Origin of the sequence: Streptomyces sp. NPDC047853 (assembly GCF_043204535.1) — a bacterium.
In the GTDB taxonomy this organism is placed as follows: Bacteria; Actinomycetota; Actinomycetes; order Streptomycetales; family Streptomycetaceae; genus Streptomyces.
The window spans coordinates 161454-183447 of the sequence record NZ_JBIDCI010000006.1 but is presented as its reverse complement, the minus strand read 5'-3'; the positions used below and the strand labels follow the sequence as shown (position 1 = coordinate 183447).

Genomic DNA, 21994 nt, shown 5'->3' with positions numbered 1-21994 from the left:
ACACTTGTCCGGCGAGTGTTCACGCTCTTTCTAGTCGGCGCTTCGGCGCTTCGGCGGTCGGTCCGCGTCGTACGCGTTCGCGCTGCTCAGCCCCGCGACCCGTCCCCCAGGAATCCCTCCAACCCGTCCAGCAGCATCCCGCTGCCCTGTTCCGCCATGTCCCGTTCCTCCGCCGTCTCGCAGGTCTGGGTGAGGGTGATGACCGTGTTGCGGGGGCCCTCTTCCGTGAGGGTCATGGTCATCAGGGTCGGGTCGGGGCGGCCGGGGATGTCCATGCCGGTGACGAGGTGGCGGTTGTCGGTGACCTCGGTGTAGGTGCCGGTGAGGGGGAACTCGGCGCCGTCGGGGGTGATCATCGTGGACTTCCAGGCGCCGCCCGGCCGGACGTCCATGGTGACGGAGCCGGGGGCGGCGTGGGCCCACTGGGCGTACTGGTCGGGGGTGGTCCAGGCCTGCCAGACCCGCGCCGCGGGGGCGTCCAGGGTGCGGGTCAGGGTGTAGGTGAAGCCGCTCGCCGGGGTGGAGGTCTGCTCGGTGCTCATGTCGTCCGGTCTCCTCGGGTCGTCGCCCCGCGTGTTCCGTAGGGCTGGTGCTCCGGTAGACGTCCGTCGGCGCGGGTTCTCATCGGTCCGTGGCGGTGTCCCCTCCGTGGCACTGGGCGTACGGCTGCCCGGAGCCGCACCAGCACGCCGCCCCGCGCTGCGGCGGCCACGCCACCGCGCGGCCGCGGGCCGCCAGGGTCGTCGCGTACTGGGGGAGGAGGGACGGGTCGGACGGGGCCGCGCCCTCCGACGCCGCGAAGGCCTCGTAGGACGGGACGGTGCCGCGGACCACGCCCAGGTTGGGGGTGCCGGACGAGGCCAGTTCGCGCAGGGCCGCCTCTATCGTCGTCAGGTGCTCCTCGTAGGACGGGTACTCGGCGGCCAGGGGCGGGTACGCCTCGACGAGTTCCGTCAGTTCGTCCGCCGGCCAGTGGAGCATCGCGACCGGGAAGGGGCGGGAGAGGGCCTCGCGGTAGGCGCCGAGTTCGGCGCGCAGGCGGGAGATCTCCGCCTGGAGGTCCGCCGGGTTGTCCGAGCCCAGCGACCAGACGCGCTTCGGGTCGTGCAGCTCGTCCAGGGAGACCGGCATGGTGTGGAGGGTGTCGGCCAGGGCGTCCCACTCGTCGTGGGCCAGGCCCAGCATGCGGCGGACGCGGTGGCGGCCGTAGAGGAGGGGGTGCGTCGAGTACGGGGGCTCCGCCACGTCCGTCAGGAGCAGGCGGGCGCCCTCCGTGAACGTCTCGTGGGCCGCCTCCAGCTCGTCGTGGGCCTCCAGGGCCTCGGCCACGATCACCCAGGGGGCGGGGTCGCGCGGCGCCGCCGTGCGGACGCCGTCGATGATCGCCCTCGCCTCGGCCTCGTGGTCGTACTCCCACAGGTTCGAGGCCTTGAGGGCACGGATCAGGGACGGGTTCTCCAGCGCGGAGGGCCCGGAGGCGGAGGCCAGCAGGCGGTCGTAGAGCTTGGTCGCGGCGGGGCGGTCGCCGGACAGTTCCAGGTGGGCCGCGGCGCGCAGGAGCAGGGCCTCGGCGTCCTCGGGGTAGAGGCCGGCGGTCCGCTCCAGGCGGGCCGCCTCGGCGGTGTGGTCGACGTTTTCGGCGGGCGTGTCGGGGCGCATGGATGACACCGTACTGCCGAGAGGTGACGAAGGTGAGGTATCCGCAGGCCAGAGGCTCGGGCAGGCATCGTGGCCGGGCGGACGCGCCACGCGGGGGGCCGGTGACAGGTCCGGGTCCGCTCATGGCCGGGACCGCAAGGTGCCGCCCGCTCAGCCTCGTTCCCGCAGCACCCCCACGAGGAGGCCCGCCGCCACCGCCAACCCCGCCGACACCCACAGCGCCACGTCGGTGCCGCGGCCGGGGCTCCCCGTCGACGTCACCAGGGCGATGGTCAGCGCGACCCCGGCGCACGAGCCGATGTAACGGAACGTCTGCTGGGCGCCCGAGCCCATCGCCGCCCGCGCCGCCGGTACCGACTCCACGGCGAGCAGCGGCAGCGCCGCGTTCAGCAGGCCGCTCCCGACGCCGGCCAGGACCAGGCCGGGCAGCATGCGACCCCAGGAGCCCGCGTCGACCGCGCCGAGCATCGCCAGGGCGCCCGCCGCGTGCAGGGCGAAGCCGACGGCGAGTTGCCGCCGTGGGGGGAGGCGGTGGGCGAGCCGGCGGGCCTGGAGCGCCACCGTGAAGGAGAGGCCGGACCAGAGCAGGAACAGCCAGGCGGTGTCCATCGGGGACAGCCCGAGCGCCCGCTGGAGCAGTGTCGGCAGATAGCTGAAGAGACCGATCACCGAGAGGCCCATGAACAGGCCGCCCGCGGAGGACGCGAGGAAGCGCGGGGCGCGCAGCAACGACAGGTCGATCATCGGAGAGGCCGCGCGGCGCTCCAGCCACGCGAACAGGCCGCCCAGGAGCACGGCCACCGCCAGCAGGGACACCACCGGCGCCCGCAGCCATCCGTCCCTCCCCAGCGTCAACGCCGCCACCAGCGCGACGAGCGACGCCCCGAACGTGAACGCCCCGGCGAGGTCGGGCCGGCCCGGACGCGGCGACCGCGACTCCGACAGCGCCCGCGCGCCCAGACCGGCCACCACGAGCGCGGCGGCGCCGAGCACGCCGTATGACACCCGCCACTCGGGGATCGCCCCGACGAGGAGGGGGCCCGCCGCGATGCCGCCGCTCACGAAGGCGCCCCACACGCCGGTCGCGCGCAGCCGTCCGGCGGGGGTCGGGAAGGCGTGGACCAGCAGGCCGAGGCTGCTGGCCAGCAGTGCCGCGCTCGCCGCACCCTGCGCGACGCGGGCCAGCGTGAACAGCCACGTGGTGGACGAGAACGCGCCCAGCACGGTGGTGAGACCGAGGGCCAGCGTGCCGGAGACGAAGATCCGGCGGCGTCCGTAGTCGTCGGCCAGGCTGCCCGCCACCAACAGCAGGGCGGCCAGGCCGAGCGGGGTGCCGTTCAGCAGCCAGGCCTGGGCGGAGAGCGGGGTGTTCAGGTCGGCCGCCGTCTGCGGGAGCGTGACCATCGGCGCGGTGTACGTCATCAGGGCCACGGCGGTCGCGGCGCTGGTCAGGGCCAGGGTGCGGCCCGGGTGCGGGGGCGGGGGCGAGTCCCGGTCGGGGCCGCCGGCCGCGCGTACGCCGGGGGGAGCGGTCGCCTCGGTGGCCGCGGTGGAATCCGTGCCGGTGTCGGTCATGTCCGTCCGCCTTCTCGGTCCGGGATGCCCGCTGCGAGCCGGGCGGCCGCGACGGGGCTTGTGGTTCGTTCACTGAACTGACGCGGTGGTCAACGTAGCACCACCGGTTCGGTGAATGAACCAAGGAAGCGGAAAGTGGTTACAGTGGACCTCATGGCACTGGGCAAGGACTATGCGGCGCAGGAGTGCTCGATCGCCCGGGCACTGGAGGTGGTCGGCGAGCGGTGGACCCTGCTCGTGATCCGCGACGCCCTCTACGGCGTCCGGCGCTACAACGACTTCCTGGTCCACCTCGGCATCCCGCGCGCCGTCCTGGCCAACCGCCTCCAGGCGCTCACCGCCGAGGGCATCCTGGAGAAGCGCCGCTACCAGCAGTCGCCGCCGCGGGACGAGTACGTCGTCACCGAGCGCGGCATCGCCCTGTGGCCCGCCCTGCGCGCGCTCGGGATCTGGGGACGCGAGCAGCTCGGCGGCGAGCCCATGCGCACGTTCTGGCACGCCGACTGCGGCACCGAACTCGACCCGCACGGTGTCTGCCCGGCCTGCGGGACCACCGTCGCCGTCCGCGACATCGACATGGAGCCCGGCCCCGGTCTCGACCCGGACCCGGCGGACCCGGTCAGCCGGGCGCTGCTCGGACGGCGGCGGCTGCTCCGGCCGATCGAGGTCGAGCAGCCCTCGCGGACCGCTCCGGCGCAGGGGCGGGCGCCGGGGTAAGTCCTGTATAACTGGGGAGGACTGGGCCCCCTGCGTGGGACCCGTGCGCGGGAGAGGAAGGGGTGGCCGATGACCCGGGACCGGGCCGTCCTGCGCCCCCTGCTCGTGCTGCTGCTCGTGCTCCTCCCCGTCGCCCTCGTCGACGTCGGCAGCCTCTCCGTCACCGTCGCGCTCGCCGCGACCGCCGCGGTCGGGTCCGCACTCGCCGTCTGCGCCGTCATCGCCGCCCGCTGCGCGCCCGCCGTGCCGCGCACCCGGGTCCGCACGGCCCTCAGGGACCGGGACCTGCGTACGGCCTTCCTGCCCCAACGCGACCCCGACGCCCCCGGCCGTCGCCGGCCCCGAGCGCCCGGGCACGCCCTCCCGGCGACCGCCGCGTAGGGCACCCCTTCCACACGAGGCAACCCCGCGCGGGTCGTGTCGTCATGCCGTCTTCCCACCCCGGCACGACGAGACCCCCGGAGGGCTCACCCATGTCCGTCTTCGCCAGCCTGGTCGATCACCTCGCCGACCTGCTCCAGCCGCTGTTCGGCGCCTCCGCCGCGGCCGCCGCCATCGTCCTGTTCACCGCGCTCGTACGGCTCCTCGTCCATCCGCTGTCCCGGGCCGCCGCGCGCGGACAGAAGGCCCGCACCGCGTTGCAGCCGAAGGTCGCCGAACTGCGCCGCAAGCACGCGAGGAACCCCGAGAAGCTGCAGCGGGCCGTACTCGCACTGCACGCCGAGGAGAAGGTGTCGCCGCTGTCGGGCTGCCTGCCGAGCCTGTGCCAGGTGCCCGCTTTCTTCCTGCTCTACCACCTGTTCTCCAGCTCCTCGATCGGCGGACAGGCCAACGAACTGCTCTCGCACCGACTCCTCGCCGCCCCGCTGGGCGGGCGGTGGGCCGACGCGCTCGGCGACGGCGGGGTGACCGGCGGCGCCGGTCTCGTGTACGTCGTGCTGTTCGCGGTCGTCGCCGCCGTCGCCACCTTCAGCTACCGGCTGACCAAGCGGACGATGGCCGACCGGCCGCTGCTGCCCGCCGGTGACGGAGAGGCGGTGCCGGGAGTCGGCGCGATCACCAAGGTCATGCCGTTCATGTCCTTCTTCACGCTCGTCACCGTGGCCGTGGTGCCGCTGGCCGCCGCGCTGTACGTCGTCACCAGCACGACGTGGAGCGCCGTCGAGCGGGCCTTCCTGTACCGGTGAGGCGTACCGGCGGTACCGGTGCGGCGGGGGCGCGCGGCCTGGCTACGGTCCAGTACGTGAACGGGGTATTGCGGAGTGGACCCCGACCTTGGACGATCGACCAAGTCCTCCGATGGTTGTCGCGTCCCTGCCGCACCCAGGTCGCACCTCGTCGGCGGGCTGCCCGAGACCGAGGAGTTGGGGATCATGAAGCTGTTGCGAGTCGGTACGGCGGGGTCGGAGCGACCCGCGCTGCTCGACGCCGACGGGACCCTGCGAGACCTGTCGGGCGTGGTGACGGACATCGACGGGGCGCTGCTCGGCGACGACGCCGCGCTCGGCCGGGTACGGGCCGCCGCCGAAGCGGGTGAGCTGCCCGTCCTGGACGGAACCGGGCTGCGCGTCGGACCGCCCGTGGGGCGCATCGGCAAGATCGTGTGCATCGGGCTCAACTACCACGACCACGCCGAGGAGACCGGGGCCCAGCCGCCCGCCGAACCCGTCGTCTTCTTCAAGGCGCCGGACACGGTGGTCGGGCCGGACGACACCGTGCTCGTGCCGCGCGGCTCCGTCAAGACCGACTGGGAGGTGGAGCTGGCGGTCGTGATCGGGCGCACGGCCCGCTACCTGGAGTCGGCCGAGGCGGGCCTCGCGTGCGTCGCGGGGTACGCGGTGGCGCACGACGTGTCCGAGCGGGAGTTCCAGATCGAGCGGGGCGGGACCTGGGACAAGGGCAAGAACTGCGAGACCTTCAACCCGCTGGGTCCCTGGCTGGTGACCGCCGACGAGGTGCCCGACCCGCAGCGGCTGTCGCTGCGGCTGTGGGTGAACGGGGAGCTGAAGCAGGACGGGACGACCGCGGACCAGATCTTCCCGGTGGGGGAGGTCGTGCGGTACGTCAGCCAGTTCATGGTGCTCAGGCCCGGTGACGTCATCAACACCGGGACGCCGGCGGGGGTGGCGATGGGGCAGCCCGAGCCCAAGCCGTACCTGCGGGCGGGGGACGTCGTGGAGCTGGAGGTGGAGGGGCTGGGGCGGCAGCGGCAGTCGCTCAAGAACGCGTAGGCGCTCCGCTGGGGGTGGGGGTGGGGGGCGGGGGTTCGGTGCGTTGTCGGCTGCGGGTTGGGGTGGGCCGGTCGCGCAGTTCCCCGCGCCCCTTGGGGGTGTGCGGTGTGGTGTCGGCTGCGGGTGGGGTGTGGCTGGTCGCGCAGTTCCCCGCGCCCCTGAGGGGCGTCCTGCCTTGCGCCAGTGGGGAGGGCGCCCTTGAGGGGCGTTTGCCTTGCGTCAGTAGGGAGGGCGCCCTTGAGGGGCGTTTGCCTTGCGTCAGTAGGGGAGGCGCCCTTGAGGGGCGCCTTGCCTTATGGCAGTAGGGAAGCGAGGCGGCGCCAGCCCTCGCGAGGGATCAGGGTCATGTCGTCCTCCACCACCTGGAGGGCCACGTGGTCGGCGCCCGCGTCGAGGAAGGCGTCGATACGGGCCCGGATCGCGTCCTCGTCGCCCCACGCGAACACGGCGTCGATGAGGCGGTCGCTGCCGCCGTCCGCGACGTCGGCCTCCGTGAAGCCGAGGTTGAGGAAGTTCTTCGTGTAGTTCGGCAGCGTCAGGTACCGGGCGAGGTAGGCGCGGGCCGTCGTGCGGGCGGTGGCCGGGTCGGAGGAGAGGACCACCTTGAACTCCGGCGCCAGCAGCGGCCCCGCGCCGAGCCGCTCGCGGGCCTGGGCCGTGTGCTCGGGGGTGACCAGGTACGGGATCGCGCCCGCGGCCCGGTCCCGGGACAGCTCCAGCATCTTCGGGCCGAGCGCCGCCAGCACCCGGTGGCCGGACCGCAGGCCCGCCCGGTCCAGGGCGTCGAGGTACTCGACCATCCTGGAGTACGGGCGGTTGTAGCCCTCGACCCGGGGACCGTGGCTCACCCCGAGGCCGAGCAGGAAGCGGCCGGGGTGGGCCACCTCCAGCTCCGCGAAGCTCGCCGCCGTCGCGGAGGGCTCGTGCTCCCAGATGCTCTGGATGCTGGTGCCGAGGACGATCCGCGAGGTCGCCTCGATCAGCGGGGCGGCGTCCGCGGCGGAGGTGTTGCCGCCCAGCCACAGGGCACCGAACCCGAGCTGCTCCAACTCGGCTGCGGCCTCGCTGTGTTCGGTGTCGCCCGCCGCGGACCCGGAGCGCAGTTGCACACTCCACACGCCGTACCGTCCGACCGATTCCTTCAGAGAAGCCGTCGCCTCGTTCATCTCGGTTCGCGATCCCTTCGGTGAGCACTGCGATCATCGTGGGTACCTGCCTGCCAACCACAGGCACCCATCGGTGATTCCCGGAGTACGCCGTCCGGGACCGACCGCGGCCGGGCGGGCTACTCGCCCAGGAACCGCTCCAGCGCCTCCACCACCATCCGGTGGTCCTCCACCTGCGGCAACCCGGACACCGTGACCGAGCCGATCACCCCGACGCCGGCCACGGTGATCGGGAAGGAGCCGCCGTGCGCCGCGTACGTGTCGGCGTCGAGCCGCGAGGACTCCTCGAACGTCGTGCCCTTGGCCCGGAAGCGGGAGCCGACCAGGTAGGACGCGGAGCCGTACCGCTCCACCACCCGGCGCTTGCGGGCGATCCAGGCGTCGTTGTCGGGGGTCGAGCCGGGCAGGGCCGCGTGGAAGAGCTGCTGGCCGGCGCGGTGGATGTCGACGGCGACCGGCGCCCCGCGTTCGCGGGCCAGCTCGACGAGGAGCGAGCCGAGCGTCCAGGCGTCGTCGTGCGTGAAACGGCGGAAGACCAGGCGGCGTTCCTGCTCCTCCAGCTCCTCCACCGTGGGGACGGGCTTCTCGGAACTCACAGCGCCACCACCATTCCCTCGCGGGCGGACCGGCGGGCCGCCTCCAGAACGTCCAGGGCAGCAGCCGCCTCGCGGGCGCCGACCGGGTTCGGGCCGCCCTCCAGCAGGGCCTTCGCCACCGCCGCGTAGTAGGCGGGATAGTCGCCCGGCACGGTCGCCGTCACATGCCCACCGCCGGTCGTCGGGGACTCCCCGGCGCCCACGCGGCCCCACAGCGACTCGTCCTCCTCGCCCCAGCCCGGGCCGGGCCGCTTGCCCTCGCGCAGCGCCGCCTCCTGCGGGTCGAGGCCGTGCTTGACGTAGCCGGCCTTGGAGCCCAGGACGCTGAAGCGGGGGCCGAGCTGGGCGGCGGTGGAGGAGACGTACAGGTGGGAGCGGACGCCGTTCGCGTGCGTGAGGGCGATGAACGTGTCGTCGTCCGCCTCCGCGCCCGCGCGCCGGACGATCGACTCGGCGTAGACCTGCGTGGCCGGGCCGAAGAGGACGAGGGCCTGGTCGACGACGTGGCTGCCGAGGTCGTACAGGAGACCTCCGATCTCTGCCGGGTCGCCGGACTCGCGCCAGCCGCCCTTCGGCTTCGGCCGCCAGCGCTCGAAGCGGGACTCGAAGCGCCACACGTCGCCCAGCGCGTCCTCGGCGATGAGCCGCCGCAGGGTGAGGAAGTCGTTGTCCCAGCGGCGGTTCTGGAAGACGGAGAGCAGCAGACCGCGCTCCGTCGCCAGCGCCGCGAGCTCCCGCGCCTCGGCCGCCGTGCCCGCCACCGGCTTGTCCACCACGACCGGCAGACCGGCCTCCAGGGCCCTCGTCGCGAGCGGTACGTGCGTCTTGTTCGGGGACGCGACGACGATCAGGTCCAGCTCGCCGGCCCGGTCGAACAGCTCGTCGGGCGTGGAGACGGTCCGCACGTCCGGGAACTCGGCGCGGGCCTGCTGCTGCCGTTCCGGGTTCGAGGTGACCACCGTGTCCAGGGCCAGGCCCTCGGTGGCGGCGATCAGCGGGGCGTGGAAGACGGAGCCCGCGAGGCCGTAGCCGACCAGGCCGACGCGCAGCGGGGACCTGCCGGGAGGAGTACCAGTCATGCCTCCTACTTTCGCAACGGAGTTGCCAAAGTGCAAGCGCCGGTGACAATGGGGGCGTGGACAGGACGAACGGCGGAGGTGCGAGGGCCGGCGCGCGGGTCACCGGTGGTGGTGGCGTGGGTGTCGCCGGTGGGGGCGGCGTGGGTGTCGCGGGTGGAGGCGGCGTGCGGGGTGCGGTGGGCGGGGCCCAGCCGCGCGCCCCGCGCAGTCCCAACGCCGCCCTGGTGCTCGACCTGCTGCGCACCGCCGGTGCCGAGGGCATCAGCCGGCTGGAACTCGCCGAGCGGACCGGGCTCACCCCGCAGGCGGTCAGCAAGATCACCGCACGCCTCCGGGAGGACGGCCTGGCCGCCGAGGCCGGACGCCGTGCGTCCACGGGCGGCAAGCCGCGGACGGTACTGCGCCTGGTGCCGGAGGCCGGCCACGCGCTCGGCGTCCACCTGGACCGGGACGAGTTGCGGGCGGTGCTGGTCGATCTGGACGGCACCGTGCTGGGGGAGCGGCGTTCCCCGCTGGACCTGGGCGCGGGGGCGGAAGCGGTGCTGGAGGGCGTGGCGGGGGCGGTCCGCACGTTGGTCGCGGACACCCTGGGGCTGCCCGGAGAGACTGCCGCCCACGCGCCCACCCTCCTGGGTCTCGGTGTCGCCCTCCCCGGGCCGCTCGACCACGTCCGGGGCGTCCTGCACCGGGTCACCGGTTTCCCGGAGTGGGACGGCTTCCCCTTGCGGGACGCGCTGGTGCGGCGGCTCGGTGTGCCGGTCGTCGTCGACAAGGACACCAACGCGGCGGCCCTGGGCCTCACGGTCGGTGGAGAGGGGCCCGGCCAGGGCGGCTCCTTCGCCTATCTGCACCTCGGTACGGGACTGGGCGCCGGACTCGTGATCGGCGGCGGGGTGCACCGGGGCGCCCGGACGGGTGCCGGGGAGTTCGGGCACCAGGTCGTCCAGCTGGACGGGCCGCCCTGCACCTGCGGCGCCCGCGGCTGCATAGAGGCGCTGTGCCTCGGGGCCGTCGCCCGCGGTGACGTCACGGAGGCGGCCCGGGTGCTGGGAGCGGGCGCCGCGAACCTCGCCGGGCTGCTGGACATCGACCTGGTCCTGCTCGGCGGCCGTACCGTCGCCGCCGCGCCGGAGGCCTTCGTCGGCGGGGTCGGTGCCGTCCTCGACGCCCGCGCCCGGCGGGAGGGCGGTCACGGCGGCGCCGTACCGGTGCGGATGGCGCCCGGCGGGGTGCGCGGGGTCGCGGAGGGCGCGGCGCAGCTGCTGCTCGCGCCGCTGTTCGGGCGGGGGGACGCCTGACGTGCCGCCCGGTGCTCGGGCGTGAGGTGTGAGGTGTGAGGCGGGACGAGGGATGGGGGCGGGGGACGGGGGAGGAGGGACAGGGAACGGGGGACCAGGGCCAGGGCCAGGACCAGGGACGAAGACGGTCCGGTCGGGGCCGGGCCGCGTGGGACCCGGACCGGACCGACCGTCGTTCACGGCGTACCGGCGCCGCTCACGAACCGACGGCGCACGCGTCCCCGTTGAGCATGAACCGGGGTGGCGGCGACGCGTCGCCGGTGTGCGAGGCGAGATAGCCGAGGGTGACGCTCGCGCCCGGCGCGATCGTGGCGTTGTGCGGGGCGTTGGTCGCGTCGATCGTGTTGCTGAGCTGGACCAGCTCCGTGTTCCAGTCGGACACGACGGTCTGCCCGAAGGACAGCGGGAACGCGAGGGTCCAGCCGTTCACCGGAGTGTCGCCGGTGTTGGTGACGGTGAGGTCGACCGTGGTGCCGGTGCCCCAGCGGGTCACCTTGCGGTCCACCCGGCAGGTGGGCTCCTCCCGGGTGAACGACACCCGGTGCAGACCGCCGGGCAGGTCGTTGACCACGTAGAACTCGCCGTCGACGGTCACGCCGATCGACGTGACCTGGGTGGGCATCTGCCCGATCTCGGCCTCCTCGTAACCGCCCCGCCCGTCGGGGCGCAGCGCCCAGACGGTGGACGAGCAGTAGTCGGTGGCGATGTACGTACCGCCCACCAGGTCGGCGTACTCCCGCCCCCGGTAGACGTGGCCGCCGATGACCGAGCAGCCGCCGGTGTACGGCGAGTAGGTGAAGACCGGCTCGGTGTACTCCTGGCCGGACGCGCAGTCGCCGCCCTCGAACTCCTCCAGGCCCTCGTAGCAGGACCAGCCGAGGTTCAGCCCGCCCTGCCCGGCGGGGATGTGGTCGACCTCCTCCCAGTGGCCCTGGCCGACGTCGCCGATCCACAGCGAGCCGTCACCGCTGTCGAAGGAGAAGCGCCAGGGGTTGCGCAGCCCGTACAGCCAGATCTCCGCCCGGGCGCCGGGAGTGCGGGTGAAGGGGTTGTCGCCGGGGACGCAGTAGGCGAGCGGCGCACAGGCGCGGCTGACGTCGATGCGCATGATCTTGCCCAGCAGGGTGTCCAGCCGCTGGCCGGACCGGAACGGGTCCCCGGAGCCACCGCCGTCGCCGATGCTCCAGTACAGCTTGCCGTCGGGGCCGAAGGCGAGCTGGCCGCCGTTGTGGTTGTTGTACTCGGCGTGCTCCTGGGAGAGCAGGACCTCCAGGCGGGACGCGTCGAGCCGGTAGCGGGCCAGCGTGACCGCCCCGTCGGGCAGCGCCGTGTACGCCAGATAGAGGTCCTGGCTGTCGGCGAAGTCCGGCGGGAGCGCGATGCCGAGCAGCCCGCGTTCGTTGCCCGACTCGTCCACGGCCGCGGTGATGTCGAGCAGCGGGGCGGCGGCCAGGCCGGTGTCCGGGTGGTAGACGCGGACCCGGCCGGACTTCTCGGTGATGAACAGCCGGTCCGTGCCGTCGTCGGGGGCGGCGATGGCGGTGGGCCGCCGCAGTCCGGAGGCGACCTGGGTCGTGGTCGCGCTGAGCGACGGCAGGGGGACGGGCGCCGCGGCCTGCGCCGCCGCGGCGGGTGACGGGGCGAGGGCGGTCAGCAGGAGGGCCGGGATCACCAGGGCGAGCGTGGCGAAGGGGAGTCTCGGACGTCGTCCCGTGGCGCGAAATAGAGCATGTATATGACAAGCCAGGTCCATGGGCCTCTTGTCCTTCTCTTCCTGGGGGAGAGGGGGCGGGTGCTCTTCCTGTGCCTCTTCCTGGAGGGGGAGGCGGGGTGGGGGGTGGCGTGAGGGGCTGGGGGCACCGGTGGTGTGGGAGCGCTCCCGCTCCTCAGGCTGCGGCCCGCCGGGGCGGAGCGGCAACGCGCGATCGCGCCACTTTGATGCCGTCCGGCGGAAAGCGGGCCGAGGAGTGCCGGCCCCCGGCCGTCGACCGCCGGCCCCCGGCCCTCGACCGCCGGCCCCCGGCCCTCGACCGCCGGCCCCCGGCCCTCGACCGCCGGCCCCCGGCCCTCGACCGCCGGCCCCCGGCCGTCGACCGCCGACCGCCGGCCCCCGGCCCTCGACCGCCGGCCCCCGGCCCTCGACCGCCGGCCCCCGGCCCTCGACCGCCGACCGCCGACCGCCGACCGCCGACCGCCGACCGCCGGCCCCCGACCGCCGACCGCCGGCCCCCGACCGCCGACGCCGACCGTCGACCGCCGATCAGGGGGTGTCCGTGCTCCGTCCGGGGGGCGTGGCCCGAATGGCGGTGCCCGAAGCCGGACCTCACCGGCACGCTCATGTGTTTATGCGACTGTTCACGTCCACGTCCCCCTGCCTGGTGGCGGCAGGCGCCCTGCTCGCCGCCGCCGCGTCGGCCGTCCCCGCGCACGCGGACCCGCAGGCGCCGTTGCCCGCGTGCACGGCCCCGGACGACCACACCTTCCCCCTCACCACCCGTATCCACGGCGGTCCCACCGGCTTCGAGGCCGGGGGCGGCTACGGCACCTGGTACCTGGACCTCACCAACACCACCTCCCGGACCTGCGAGGGCATCCACCCGGTCGTGGTCCTCGTCGACGAGGAGCGGGCCCTGAAACCGTCGCAGCCCCGCCTGGAGTTCTACGACGGTGAGCAGGCGCGTCCCGTGGCGTTCGAGTCGACTGAACGGGACGAGCTGATCGGCGTGTTCGGCGAGGAAGCGGCCGAGGACGAAGACGCGAGCGGGGGTGAGGCCGAGCCCGAGCCCGAGGCCGGGTCCGAAGGCGAGTCCGTGAGCGGCAGCGCCACCCTTCCCCGTTTCCCCGGCTTCACCGTCGACCCCGGCAAGACCCTCACCGTCAAGGTGCGGCTGGCGCTCACCTCGGACGCCGTGGCCAACGACGTGACCGCCACCGCGGCCGTGGTCCAGCGGCGAGGCGACGACGGCGACTGGATCGGCCAGTCGAACGACTACCGCTTCCGCATCAGGTCGGGCGCGCCCGCCGACGAGCCGACCGCCGGCCGGAGCGCCGACCCCGCGTCCCCCTCCGGCGCCGCCACCCCGGACGGCCGGGACACGGGCGGTAGGGACGCGGCCCCGAGCGCCGGCCCCCCGGAGGGCCGTCGCGCCGACCCCCCGGAGGGCCGCGCCGACGAGGCCCGGGACGGGCGGGCCGCCGACACCCCGTACGCGTACGCCGAGGAACTGGCCGGCACCGGACCGGGCCGCACGGGTCTGGCCGCGGCGGCCGCCGCCCTGCTGGTCGCCGCCGGATGCGGAACCGTACTGCTCGCCCGCAGGCGCCGCTGACTCCCCCTCACCCGCGCCCCACGAGTGCGCCGCCCCCCCCGCACGCACGCGGACCCGGCCCCCCCTGTCCCCCCGTCCGCGACCAGCCCTGCGTGGACTACCTCTTCGCACCCGACTGGACCGGCATCGAGAAGAACCTGACCTCCTGCATCGACGCCTGGAAGTCGGCCACCGGCAACTGACCCGGCGGGCTCCTGATTAGGCTGGGGGCGTCGGCACGCCGTGGTTCCGGCGCCCCCGCCCTCGTCCCACCGCACGCCAGGGAGTTCGTTGCACATGGCAGACCGCAAGCCCATCGAGTCGTGGCTCACCGACATGGACGGCGTCCTCATCCACGAGGGCGTGCCGATCCCCGGCGCCGACGCCTTCATCAAGAGGCTCCGCGAGTCCGGCAAGCCCTTCCTGGTGCTCACCAACAACTCGATCTACACCCCGCGCGACCTGCACGCCCGGCTGCGGCGCATGGGCCTGGAGGTCCCGGTCGAGGCCATCTGGACCTCGGCGCTGGCCACCGCCCAGTTCCTGGACGACCAGCGGCCCGGCGGCTCGGCCTACGTCATCGGCGAGGCCGGCCTGACCACCGCCCTGCACGACATCGGCTACATCCTCACCGACCACGACCCCGACTACGTGGTGCTCGGCGAGACCCGCACCTACTCCTTCGAGGCGATGACGAAGGCGGTCCGGCTCATCAACGGGGGCGCCCGCTTCATCTGCACCAACCCCGACGAGACCGGCCCCTCCACCGAGGGACCGCTCCCGGCGACCGGCGCGGTGGCCGCCCTGATCACCAAGGCGACCGGCCGGCAGCCGTACTTCGCCGGCAAGCCCAACCCGCTGATGATGCGCACCGGGCTCAACGCGATCGGCGCCCACTCCGAGAGCAGCGCCATGATCGGCGACCGTATGGACACCGACGTGCTGGCCGGCATCGAGGCCGGCATGCAGACCTTCCTCGTGCTCACCGGCCTGACCCGGCCCGAGCAGGTCGACAGCTTCCCCTACCGCCCGTCCCAGGTGGTCGACTCGATCGCGGACCTGGTCGAACGGGTCTGAACCCGGTAAACGCGCCACTCACCGGCACGACCCGTTCGGAGTAGTCCGGCCCCCGCGCAGGATGCGGGGGCCGGTCCCGCGGGGCAGCCTCCAGATAACTGGAGGTACACGATGGGCTCACTGAAAGTCACTCTCTGTGCCGGTACCGCGGTGGCCGCGGCACTCGCACCGATCGCGCCGGCCGCCCACGCCGCGGACGGGGGAGGCGTCTCGGTGTCACCGTCCGCGCCCGTGCCGGGCGGCGACGTCAGGCTCCGCGTGTCCGACTGCACCGAGAAGACGGCCGTCGCCGTCTCGGCGGCGTTCGTCTCGGACGTGAAGCTCTCCCTGTCCCGCTCCGACGGCGCCCTGGTCGGCGCGGGCTCGGTCCGCTCCACCCTGGAGGCAGGCGCCTACGCCGTACGGATCACGTGCGGCGACGCCGCGCGGGAGAGCACCGTCACCGTCGGCGAGAGACGGCGCCCGGCCGCCCACTCCTCTCCCGTCGCCCCCGTCGACGCGGGCGGCGGCGGCGCCGCGCGGCTGGCCGCCGACGGCACCCGCGAGGAGGCCCGGCCCGAACCCCCGGGCACGGCGCACACCGTGACCGGCCTGGTCCTCGCCGGCATCGCCGCCGTCGCCGTCGCGCTGCGCAGTGTCCGCAGCCGGAGCCGCGGGACGGGCTGACCATGTCCGAACAGGACCGTCCCACCGTCGGCCCGGGCCGCCTGGTGACCGGCACCGCCTGGGTGGTGCTGCTCCTCGGGCTGTGGCTCTGGGGCCGCGAGGCCACCGACGCGCGCGAGGGCATATCCCGGCCGGCCACCGGCGACATGGCGGCGGCCGGCCGACCCCCCGACCTGCCGCTGCCGCCCGCCCGCACCCCCCTCGGCGCCGCCCTGCCGCAGCGGCTCGACATCCCCGGCCTCGGCATCCGGGCGCCCGTCCTGGCCCGCGGCCTCGACACCGAGGGCGCTATCGAGCCACCGCCCTTCGACCGACCCGACACCGTCGGCTGGTACGCCGACGGCACGGCGCCGGGCGCCGCCGGGACCGCGCTGCTGGTCGGCCACGTGGACACCGAGACCGAGCCGGCCGTCTTCCACGCGGTCAGCACCCTGGAACCCGGCGAGACGCTGCGGGTGGTCCGCGACGACGGCGAGGTCGCCGAGTTCACCGTCGACGACGTGCGGGTCCTCACCCGCGACGGCTTCGACGCCCAGCAGGCCTACGGACCGCGGGACACGGGCCGCGCCGAACTCCGCCTGATCACCTGCGGCGGCACCTTCGACCCCGCCACCGACAGCTACACGGCCAACGTGGTCGTCTCCGCCTACCTCACGGGTACCGGCTCCTAGGAGACGTCGGACCGGCACCCGGGAACCGCCTGGGTGCCGGAGGCGTATGTCAGGATTGAGCCTCGGAACAGGCACCAGGGGGGTTGGATGTACGGCAGCAGGGGGGCCGCGACGCTGTCCACGAGGCGCGCGTCCGCGGCGGTGCTGGGGGCGGCACTGCTGCTCGCGGGCTGCTCCTCGTCCGGGGACGGCGGGGACGAGGGCAAGGACAAGAACGCAGGCGCGGGCATAACGCAGCGGCCCGAGGAGGACGGCCCGTTCTGGGTCAACCCGGACGGCAACGCCGCCCAGCAGCTGGCGGCCCTGGAGCAGTCCGACAAGAAGGACCAGGCCGAGCAGATCCGCAAGATCGCCCAGCAGCCGACCGGCGAGTGGATCAGCCCCGAGAACCCCGAGGAACAGGCCCGGGGCTTCACCGAGGCCGCCGACAAGGCCGGGCGCACCGCGCTGCTCGTGCTCTACAACATCCCGCACCGCGACTGCGGCCAGTACTCCGGCGGTGGCGCCGCCGACGGCGACGCCTACCGCGCTTTCGTCGACGGCGTGGCCCAGGGCATCGGCGACCGCTCCGCCACGGTGATCCTGGAACCGGACGCGGTGCTGCACCTGGTCGACGGCTGCACCCCGGAGGAGTTCCACGAGGAGCGCTACGACCTCCTCAAGGGCGCCGTCGCCAAGCTCGGCGGGCTGAAGAACACCAAGGTCTACCTGGACGCGGGCAACGCCGGCTGGGGCCACCCCGACCAGATCTTCGAGCCGCTGAAGTGGGCGGGCATCGACCAGGCCGACGGCTTCTCGGTCAACGTGTCGAACTTCTACACCACCGAGGACTCCATCGCCTACGGCAAGCAGCTCGCCGCCAAGGTCGGCGGCAAGCACTTCGTCATCGACACCAGCCGCAACGGCAACGGCCCCTACACCGAGGGCGCCCCCGACGAACGCTGGTGCAACCCGCCCGGCCGCGCCCTGGGCGAGACCCCGACGACGAAGACGGCCGACCCCCTCGTGGACGCCTACCTGTGGGTCAAGCGCCCCGGCGAGTCGGACGGCGAGTGCAAGGGCGGCCCGAAGGCCGGCGAGTGGTGGTCCGACTACGCCGTGAAGCTGGCGCAAGGGTAGACGCACCGGCGTCACTGATCGGACGCGGACGCCCCAGGGTCCTGGTCAGCCGCTTGCCCTCGACCGCGCTTGAGGTTCTACGGTCCTCGCAGGACCTGCCGACGTGCAGGCTCCGCACCGAAGCGCCAGGAGGGGACCATGACGACCCAGCAGACCGGCGACGCCGGACTCGCCGGACAGCCCGCCGCGTACTGGACCGGTGTCGCCTACGAGGCGCTCATCGCGTACACCCGGGCCCGGCAGGCCGAGAAGGGCTACACCCAGCCTCAGTTCTGGCTGCTGCGCAACCTGTCCGGGAACGACATCTCGCCGGACGGCGCGGGGATGACGCTGTCCGAGCTGAGGCAAGCCATGGCCTCCTACCTCCGCCCCGAGGACGATCTGGCGGCGGAGGCCGCGGTGCTCCTGGAACGCGGCTGGCTGACCCGGGACGCCGAGGACCGCCTGTGGCTCACCGAGGCCGGCGAGCGGGCCCGCGTGGACCTCGCGCGCAACGCCCCCGCGATCCGAGCCGCCCTCCACGAGGGCATCGACGACGCGGACTACGTCACCACGGTGAAGGTGCTCCAGCGGCTGATCCGCAACGCGGGCGGATCAGCCGCCTGACCGACCGACGGTCCGGGGGCCGCGCTACGGCACCTTCACCCACTGTGCCTTGGACGGCGTGCCCTCCCCGTCCGTCACGAACATCATGTACCACCCGGACTGGACGAGGTTCTTGTTCTCCGGCACCGTCACCGTGAGCTTCTGACCGTCCGCCTCGAAGTCCAGCGCGATCGAGCGCTGGTCCACGTCGGTGACGTGCGTCGAGGCGCTCGGCCGGATCAGCCGCACCTTCTTCACCGTCGACGCCGACCGCGAGGTGAACGTGCCCGACTCCCCACGCTCGATGGTCTGCGGGCCGCCCGAGAGGTCCGGCCGCGAGTCCCGGTACAGGTAGGGCGGCGTGTAGATCTCGATGCGCTGCTCGAACTCGCCCGGCTTGGTGTTGGCCTTGTCGGCGTAGAGCGGGTCCGACCCGAAGAACATCAGGCGCCCGTCGGGCAGCAGGATCGAACCGGAGTGGTAGTTGCGGCCCACCAGCGGGTCGGCGACCTGCTCGAACGCGTTGCTCTCCGGGTGGTAGAGCCGCGCCTGGAGGACGTTGGAGTCACCGCGCCCCCGGTAGTCCTCCGAGCCGCCGGAGACCAGCACGCTGTCGTCGGGCAGGACCGAGGCCTGCGGGTAGCGCGTGCCCTTCTCCATCGACGGCCCGTCCACGAACCTCGGGTCGTCCGCCTTCAGGTCGACGATCCGGGTCTTCTCGCTGGACAGCCGGGACTCGCCGACCCCGCCACCGCCGATCACCATGTACTTCTCGTCCTGCGCCGGCGGCAGCAGCACCGAGTTGGCGGTCTCCAGCATGTTCGCGTCGCTCATGCCGGGGATCTTGGTGAACTTGTTGGTCTCCACGTCCCAGACGCCCGGGTCGCGGCCCACGTCGTCGGGGCCGTACCCGGCGTTGGCGCCCGAGTAGAAGACCTTGCCGTTCTGCATCAGGAACAGCGCCGGGTACGTCGGGAACTGGCGGACCTTGTCGGTGTAGGTCCACTTCTTCGTCTCGGGGTCGTAGACCTCGTTCTTGCCCGGCACCAGCTGGCCGATGTCGTCGAGGCCGGAGACGCTGAGGATCTTCCCGTCGCTCAGGGTGGTGAGCGTCGGGTACCAGCGGGCCTCGTGCATCGGGTCGACCTTGATGTACTTCTCGGCGACCGGGTCGAACTCGAAGGCGTCGCGGATGCCCTGGAAGTCCTTCTTGTCCAGGGCGAGTTTCTGCGCGATGCCGTACGTGTTGCGCGCGTCGGTGCCCGACAGGCCCTGGACGCGGTAGTTGTCCTCGGTGCCCGTCTCGTACTTCGCGCCGCTCTTCTGCGCCTCGACGTAGATCCGGCCCAGGCCCGGGTCGTTGCGCACGAACGCGCCGGTCTGCGGGTCGAAGACCTTCTCGGCGCGGGGCACCAGCACGGGGTCCTTGGAGACGAACGTCCTGCCGTTCTCCTTGCCGGTGAACTTGGTGCCCGCCGGCAGGGTGATCGGCTTGTCCGGGTTCTCGTTGTGGACGATCATCAGGCCGCCGGCCTTGGTGACGTCACCCTTGAGCTTCTCGTACCGCTTGGTGCCGCCCGCGATCAGCAGGTTGCCGTTGGCGAGCTGGGTGTGGCCGGTGCAGAACAGGTCGGTCGGCGTCGGCACCGTCTTGATGGTGCCCTTGACCGGGTCCCAGATCCGGGTGTCGAACTTCTTCGCGTCGAAGTTGTCCTGGTCGTTGCCCGACCCCGCGACGAGCAGCACCTTGCCGGTGCGCAGCAGCGCCGCGTGGATGGTGTTCTGCCGGTACTTCTCGGGAAACTCGATGATCTCCCACTTGCCGTTGGCGGCCTTGTACTCCGGCTGGTTGATCTTGTACTGGTGGTATTTCTCGGTTCCGAAGCGGTAGAGCCACGGTCCGTTCATCCCGGCCAGTGCGACTACCACCGCCGTACCTATCGCGAAGCGACGGGCGCGGCGGCGGCCGGCACGGTCTTTCATTCCTTACGTCCCCCAAGTCCACCAAGGGCGATCTGCATGGTCTGGTCGTTGCCCCCGTCGGAGGGGGCCGCCCAGCTGGGCTTCTGCTGCGGCGCGTGCGGCGCGTACGCCGGAGCGGGCGCCGGGTCCGTGGACGCCGACTGCTGCGACGGGACCCACGGCGCGGGCTCCGCCGCCACGGCCGGCGGCCGCTTCTTCGCCTTCCGCAGCTCGTGGCGCCAGGCGAACATCGGCGACGCCGTGATCAGCATCGCGAACGTCGCCCAGACGATCATCGCGGGGTGCGCGTGCCCGAAGACGACGCCGGCCGTGATCGAGCCCGCGAAGATCGCGATGAAGTACCAGTGGTACCGGAAGGTCCCGAACCAGGTGTCCGGGCTGGCCGAGTCGCCCTTCGGCGTCACCACGAACTTGCTCTTGCGTCGCAGCACCGAGTCGATGAGCGCCTTCGCGTACAGCGGCGCCGACAGCGCGGACATCACCATGCCGGCCACACCGCCGGAGCCCTCCGGCTCGTGCGGCGAGACGTTGTGGCGGCGGTTCCAGACGTACAGGCCGATCTGGAGGGCGGAGGCGTTGCCGTAGAGCATCAGCCAGACCGCCGGGTCGATGTTGACGCCCGAGGCACCCAGGCCCAAGAACAGGCAGCAGCTCAGCGCCGCCAGGATCCAGTTCAGGGCCGACATCGGGTAGAAGATGATCATCATCGTGTAGTTGAAGAGCTTGCTCGGCGGGAGCGAGTACCAGCCCTTCCAGTACTGCTTGAGGATCGTCTCGTAGGTCCCTCGCGACCAGCGCATCTGCTGGGTGAAGAAGTCCGTCCAGGCGTTCGGGCCCTCACCGACGGCGAGCACGTCCGGGGTGTAGACCGAGCGCCACTTGCGGCCGGTGGCCGGGTTCTTGTGGCGGTGGATCTCGAAGCCGGTCGCCATGTCCTCGGTGATCGAGTCGTACAGGCCGCCGATCTGCTTCAGCGCCCTGATGCGCACCGCGTTGGAGGTGCCCACGAACATGGGGGAGCCGTAGCGGTTGCCCGCGCGCTGGATCAGCGCGTGGAAGAGGAACTGCTGCGACTCGGCGGCCTTGGTGATCGGGTTGTCGTAGTTGCCGTAGACCTGCGGGCCGATGACGAAGCCGACGTCCGGGTCGCGGAAGAAGCCGAGCATCCGCTCCAGGTAGTTGGGCAGCGGCACGTGGTCGGTGTCGACCGAGGCGAAGAAGTCGTAGTCGTCGCCGTGCGCCTCGAGCCAGGCGTTGTAGTTGCCGTGCTTGGTCTTGGCGCGGTGCGGGCCCTTGGGCATGTTCCACTTCGCGACGCCCTTGCGGGAGAAGTGGTGCACGCCCAGGCGCGCGCAGACGGCCTTCACCTCGGGGTCGTCGCCCTCGTCGAGGAGCCAGACGTGCATCAGACCGCGGTGGCGGATCTTCACGGCCGCCTCCAGGGTCTTCGTCACCATCTCCAGCGGCTCCTTGCCGGGCACGAAGGAGGTGAGGAACGCGACCCGGGTGCCGGTCTCGGGCACCACCGGGATCGGGTCCCGGGCGACCAGGGTCGCGTGCGCGTTCGAGAGCACGTTCAGGCAGCGGAACAGCTCGATCAGGCCGATCGCCACGAGCATCACGATGTCGAGCGTGGGCAGCCAGTCGAAGGCCGGGTAGTCGCGCTCGGTCCAGTGCGAGGGCTGGAGCAGCCAGACCAGCAGCACCACCGACAGCAGCGGGGCAGCGGCCAGCATCAGCGCCACCCGCAGGCGGTGCGGCTCCTGGGAGATCAGCGAGCGGTACTGCACCTTGTACGGCTTGTGCGGGTCGGGCTGGGTGAGGGGGCCCGCGAGCCGGCTGTAGTGCTCGTAGTCGTACCTCGGCAGGGTCTTCCTGATCCGCCGGAACGAGCCGGTGTTCCAGGTCCGATGCGCAGGCACCCGGAGCTGCGTGGTCTGGGACGGGTCGTGGTCCTGCCCGGCGCCCGTCGGCGTCGACGTCATGAGTCATCCCCCCACACGCGGGTCACGCGTGTTTCGTCGCTTCCTTCGCCCGCCCCGGTCCCCCTCGACCTTCACGGACGTCACAGTGGTGGGTCGCTGTCACCACGGCATCCACACCTTATATAGACATGGAATGGCGACCACCGGTTGCATGATGCCCCCCCCGCGGCATCCGGCTCCCGAGCGGACCAGGGTTCTACGCCGTTCGTCATGATCGCAAGGTGCTCGCGGTCCGGGTACGCCGAAGGCCCCCCGTGTGCTACGAGGGGCCTTCGACCG

The 21994-nt window shown here is 72.8% G+C and carries 20 protein-coding genes; 11 read left to right on the top strand and 9 right to left on the bottom strand.

Annotation, left to right across the window (positions count from 1 at the left end; genetic code table 11):
- Positions 1–86 precede the first annotated feature (86 nt).
- The 3 genes from ACGF5T_RS14375 to ACGF5T_RS14365 form a co-directional block, all read right to left on the bottom strand.
- Entirely contained in the window at positions 87–542 is a 456-nt protein-coding gene (locus ACGF5T_RS14375) for an SRPBCC domain-containing protein (RefSeq protein WP_366767252.1), read from the bottom strand.
- Positions 543–621: 79 nt separating this feature from the next.
- Complete coding sequence (locus ACGF5T_RS14370) at positions 622–1659, bottom strand: SEC-C domain-containing protein (RefSeq protein ID WP_356603811.1); 1038 nt, start codon at positions 1657–1659, stop codon at positions 622–624.
- Positions 1660–1809: 150 nt separating this feature from the next.
- Positions 1810–3234 carry an MFS transporter gene (locus ACGF5T_RS14365; protein WP_366767253.1) on the bottom strand — a complete coding sequence of 475 codons (1425 nt, stop codon included), beginning with the start codon at positions 3232–3234 and terminating at the stop codon, positions 1810–1812.
- A 153-nt stretch (positions 3235–3387) separates the two neighbouring features.
- Here ACGF5T_RS14365 and ACGF5T_RS14360 point away from each other — a divergent pair, with 153 nt between their 5' ends.
- From ACGF5T_RS14360 to ACGF5T_RS14345, 4 genes are all read left to right on the top strand, one after another.
- The gene (locus ACGF5T_RS14360; protein WP_356603807.1) at positions 3388–3951 is read left to right on the top strand and encodes a helix-turn-helix domain-containing protein; all 564 of its coding nucleotides are present in this window, start codon (positions 3388–3390) and stop codon (positions 3949–3951) included.
- A gap of 69 nt (positions 3952–4020) precedes the next feature.
- The gene (locus ACGF5T_RS14355) at positions 4021–4332 is read left to right on the top strand and encodes a DUF6412 domain-containing protein (protein WP_356603805.1); all 312 of its coding nucleotides are present in this window, start codon (positions 4021–4023) and stop codon (positions 4330–4332) included.
- Between the two features lie 92 nt (positions 4333–4424).
- The gene (locus ACGF5T_RS14350) at positions 4425–5138 is read left to right on the top strand and encodes a membrane protein insertase YidC (RefSeq protein WP_366767254.1); all 714 of its coding nucleotides are present in this window, start codon (positions 4425–4427) and stop codon (positions 5136–5138) included.
- 186 nt (positions 5139–5324) lie between these two features.
- Positions 5325–6182, top strand: a complete 858-nt coding sequence (locus ACGF5T_RS14345; protein ID WP_361010985.1) for a fumarylacetoacetate hydrolase family protein — start codon at positions 5325–5327, stop codon at positions 6180–6182.
- Positions 6183–6475: 293 nt separating this feature from the next.
- On the opposite strand, the gene ACGF5T_RS14340 is transcribed toward ACGF5T_RS14345, so the two are convergent.
- The 3 genes from ACGF5T_RS14340 to ACGF5T_RS14330 form a co-directional block, all read right to left on the bottom strand.
- The gene (locus ACGF5T_RS14340) at positions 6476–7348 is read right to left on the bottom strand and encodes an LLM class F420-dependent oxidoreductase (protein ID WP_356603799.1); all 873 of its coding nucleotides are present in this window, start codon (positions 7346–7348) and stop codon (positions 6476–6478) included.
- A gap of 119 nt (positions 7349–7467) precedes the next feature.
- Positions 7468–7944, bottom strand: a complete 477-nt coding sequence (locus tag ACGF5T_RS14335) for a heme-degrading domain-containing protein (RefSeq protein ID WP_356603797.1) — start codon at positions 7942–7944, stop codon at positions 7468–7470.
- Positions 7941–9023 carry a Gfo/Idh/MocA family oxidoreductase gene (locus ACGF5T_RS14330; RefSeq protein ID WP_366767255.1) on the bottom strand — a complete coding sequence of 361 codons (1083 nt, stop codon included), beginning with the start codon at positions 9021–9023 and terminating at the stop codon, positions 7941–7943. The genes ACGF5T_RS14335 and ACGF5T_RS14330 overlap by 4 nt, the downstream gene beginning before the upstream one ends.
- 164 nt (positions 9024–9187) lie before the next feature.
- Between ACGF5T_RS14330 and ACGF5T_RS14325 the strand changes: the two genes are divergently transcribed.
- A complete protein-coding gene (locus tag ACGF5T_RS14325; protein ID WP_366767307.1) occupies positions 9188–10321 on the top strand; it encodes an ROK family transcriptional regulator in 1134 nt (377 codons plus the stop codon).
- 196 nt (positions 10322–10517) lie between these two features.
- Here the strand turns inward: ACGF5T_RS14325 and ACGF5T_RS14320 are convergent, their stop codons facing one another.
- The gene (locus tag ACGF5T_RS14320; protein WP_361010976.1) at positions 10518–11993 is read right to left on the bottom strand and encodes a PQQ-dependent sugar dehydrogenase; all 1476 of its coding nucleotides are present in this window, start codon (positions 11991–11993) and stop codon (positions 10518–10520) included.
- A 673-nt stretch (positions 11994–12666) separates the two neighbouring features.
- On the opposite strand from ACGF5T_RS14320, the gene ACGF5T_RS14315 reads away from it, so the two are divergent.
- The 6 genes from ACGF5T_RS14315 (at position 12667) to ACGF5T_RS14290 (ending at position 17768) form a co-directional block, all read left to right on the top strand.
- Positions 12667–13650 (top strand): hypothetical protein, encoded by a 984-nt coding sequence (locus ACGF5T_RS14315; protein ID WP_366767256.1) that lies wholly within the window; start codon positions 12667–12669, stop codon positions 13648–13650.
- 276 nt (positions 13651–13926) lie between these two features.
- On the top strand, positions 13927–14706 hold the full coding sequence (locus ACGF5T_RS14310; protein WP_356603790.1) for an HAD-IIA family hydrolase: 780 nt from the start codon (positions 13927–13929) through the stop codon (positions 14704–14706).
- A gap of 111 nt (positions 14707–14817) precedes the next feature.
- Positions 14818–15372 carry a hypothetical protein gene (locus tag ACGF5T_RS14305; RefSeq protein WP_366767257.1) on the top strand — a complete coding sequence of 185 codons (555 nt, stop codon included), beginning with the start codon at positions 14818–14820 and terminating at the stop codon, positions 15370–15372.
- A 2-nt stretch (positions 15373–15374) separates the two neighbouring features.
- Positions 15375–16043 carry a class F sortase gene (locus ACGF5T_RS14300; RefSeq protein WP_366767258.1) on the top strand — a complete coding sequence of 223 codons (669 nt, stop codon included), beginning with the start codon at positions 15375–15377 and terminating at the stop codon, positions 16041–16043.
- Between the two features lie 87 nt (positions 16044–16130).
- Positions 16131–17162, top strand: a complete 1032-nt coding sequence (locus ACGF5T_RS14295) for a glycoside hydrolase family 6 protein (RefSeq protein WP_356603785.1) — start codon at positions 16131–16133, stop codon at positions 17160–17162.
- A 138-nt stretch (positions 17163–17300) separates the two neighbouring features.
- Positions 17301–17768 carry a MarR family winged helix-turn-helix transcriptional regulator gene (locus tag ACGF5T_RS14290; protein ID WP_361010964.1) on the top strand — a complete coding sequence of 156 codons (468 nt, stop codon included), beginning with the start codon at positions 17301–17303 and terminating at the stop codon, positions 17766–17768.
- 24 nt (positions 17769–17792) lie between these two features.
- Here the strand turns inward: ACGF5T_RS14290 and ACGF5T_RS14285 are convergent, their stop codons facing one another.
- Positions 17793–19730, bottom strand: coding sequence for a kelch motif-containing protein (locus ACGF5T_RS14285; RefSeq protein ID WP_356603781.1), 1938 nt, complete (start codon positions 19728–19730; stop codon positions 17793–17795).
- Positions 19727–21715, bottom strand: a complete 1989-nt coding sequence (locus ACGF5T_RS14280) for a glycosyltransferase family 2 protein (protein ID WP_366767259.1) — start codon at positions 21713–21715, stop codon at positions 19727–19729. Before ACGF5T_RS14280 ends, ACGF5T_RS14285 begins: the two co-directional genes overlap by 4 nt.
- Between the last annotated feature and the right edge of the window lie 279 nt (positions 21716–21994).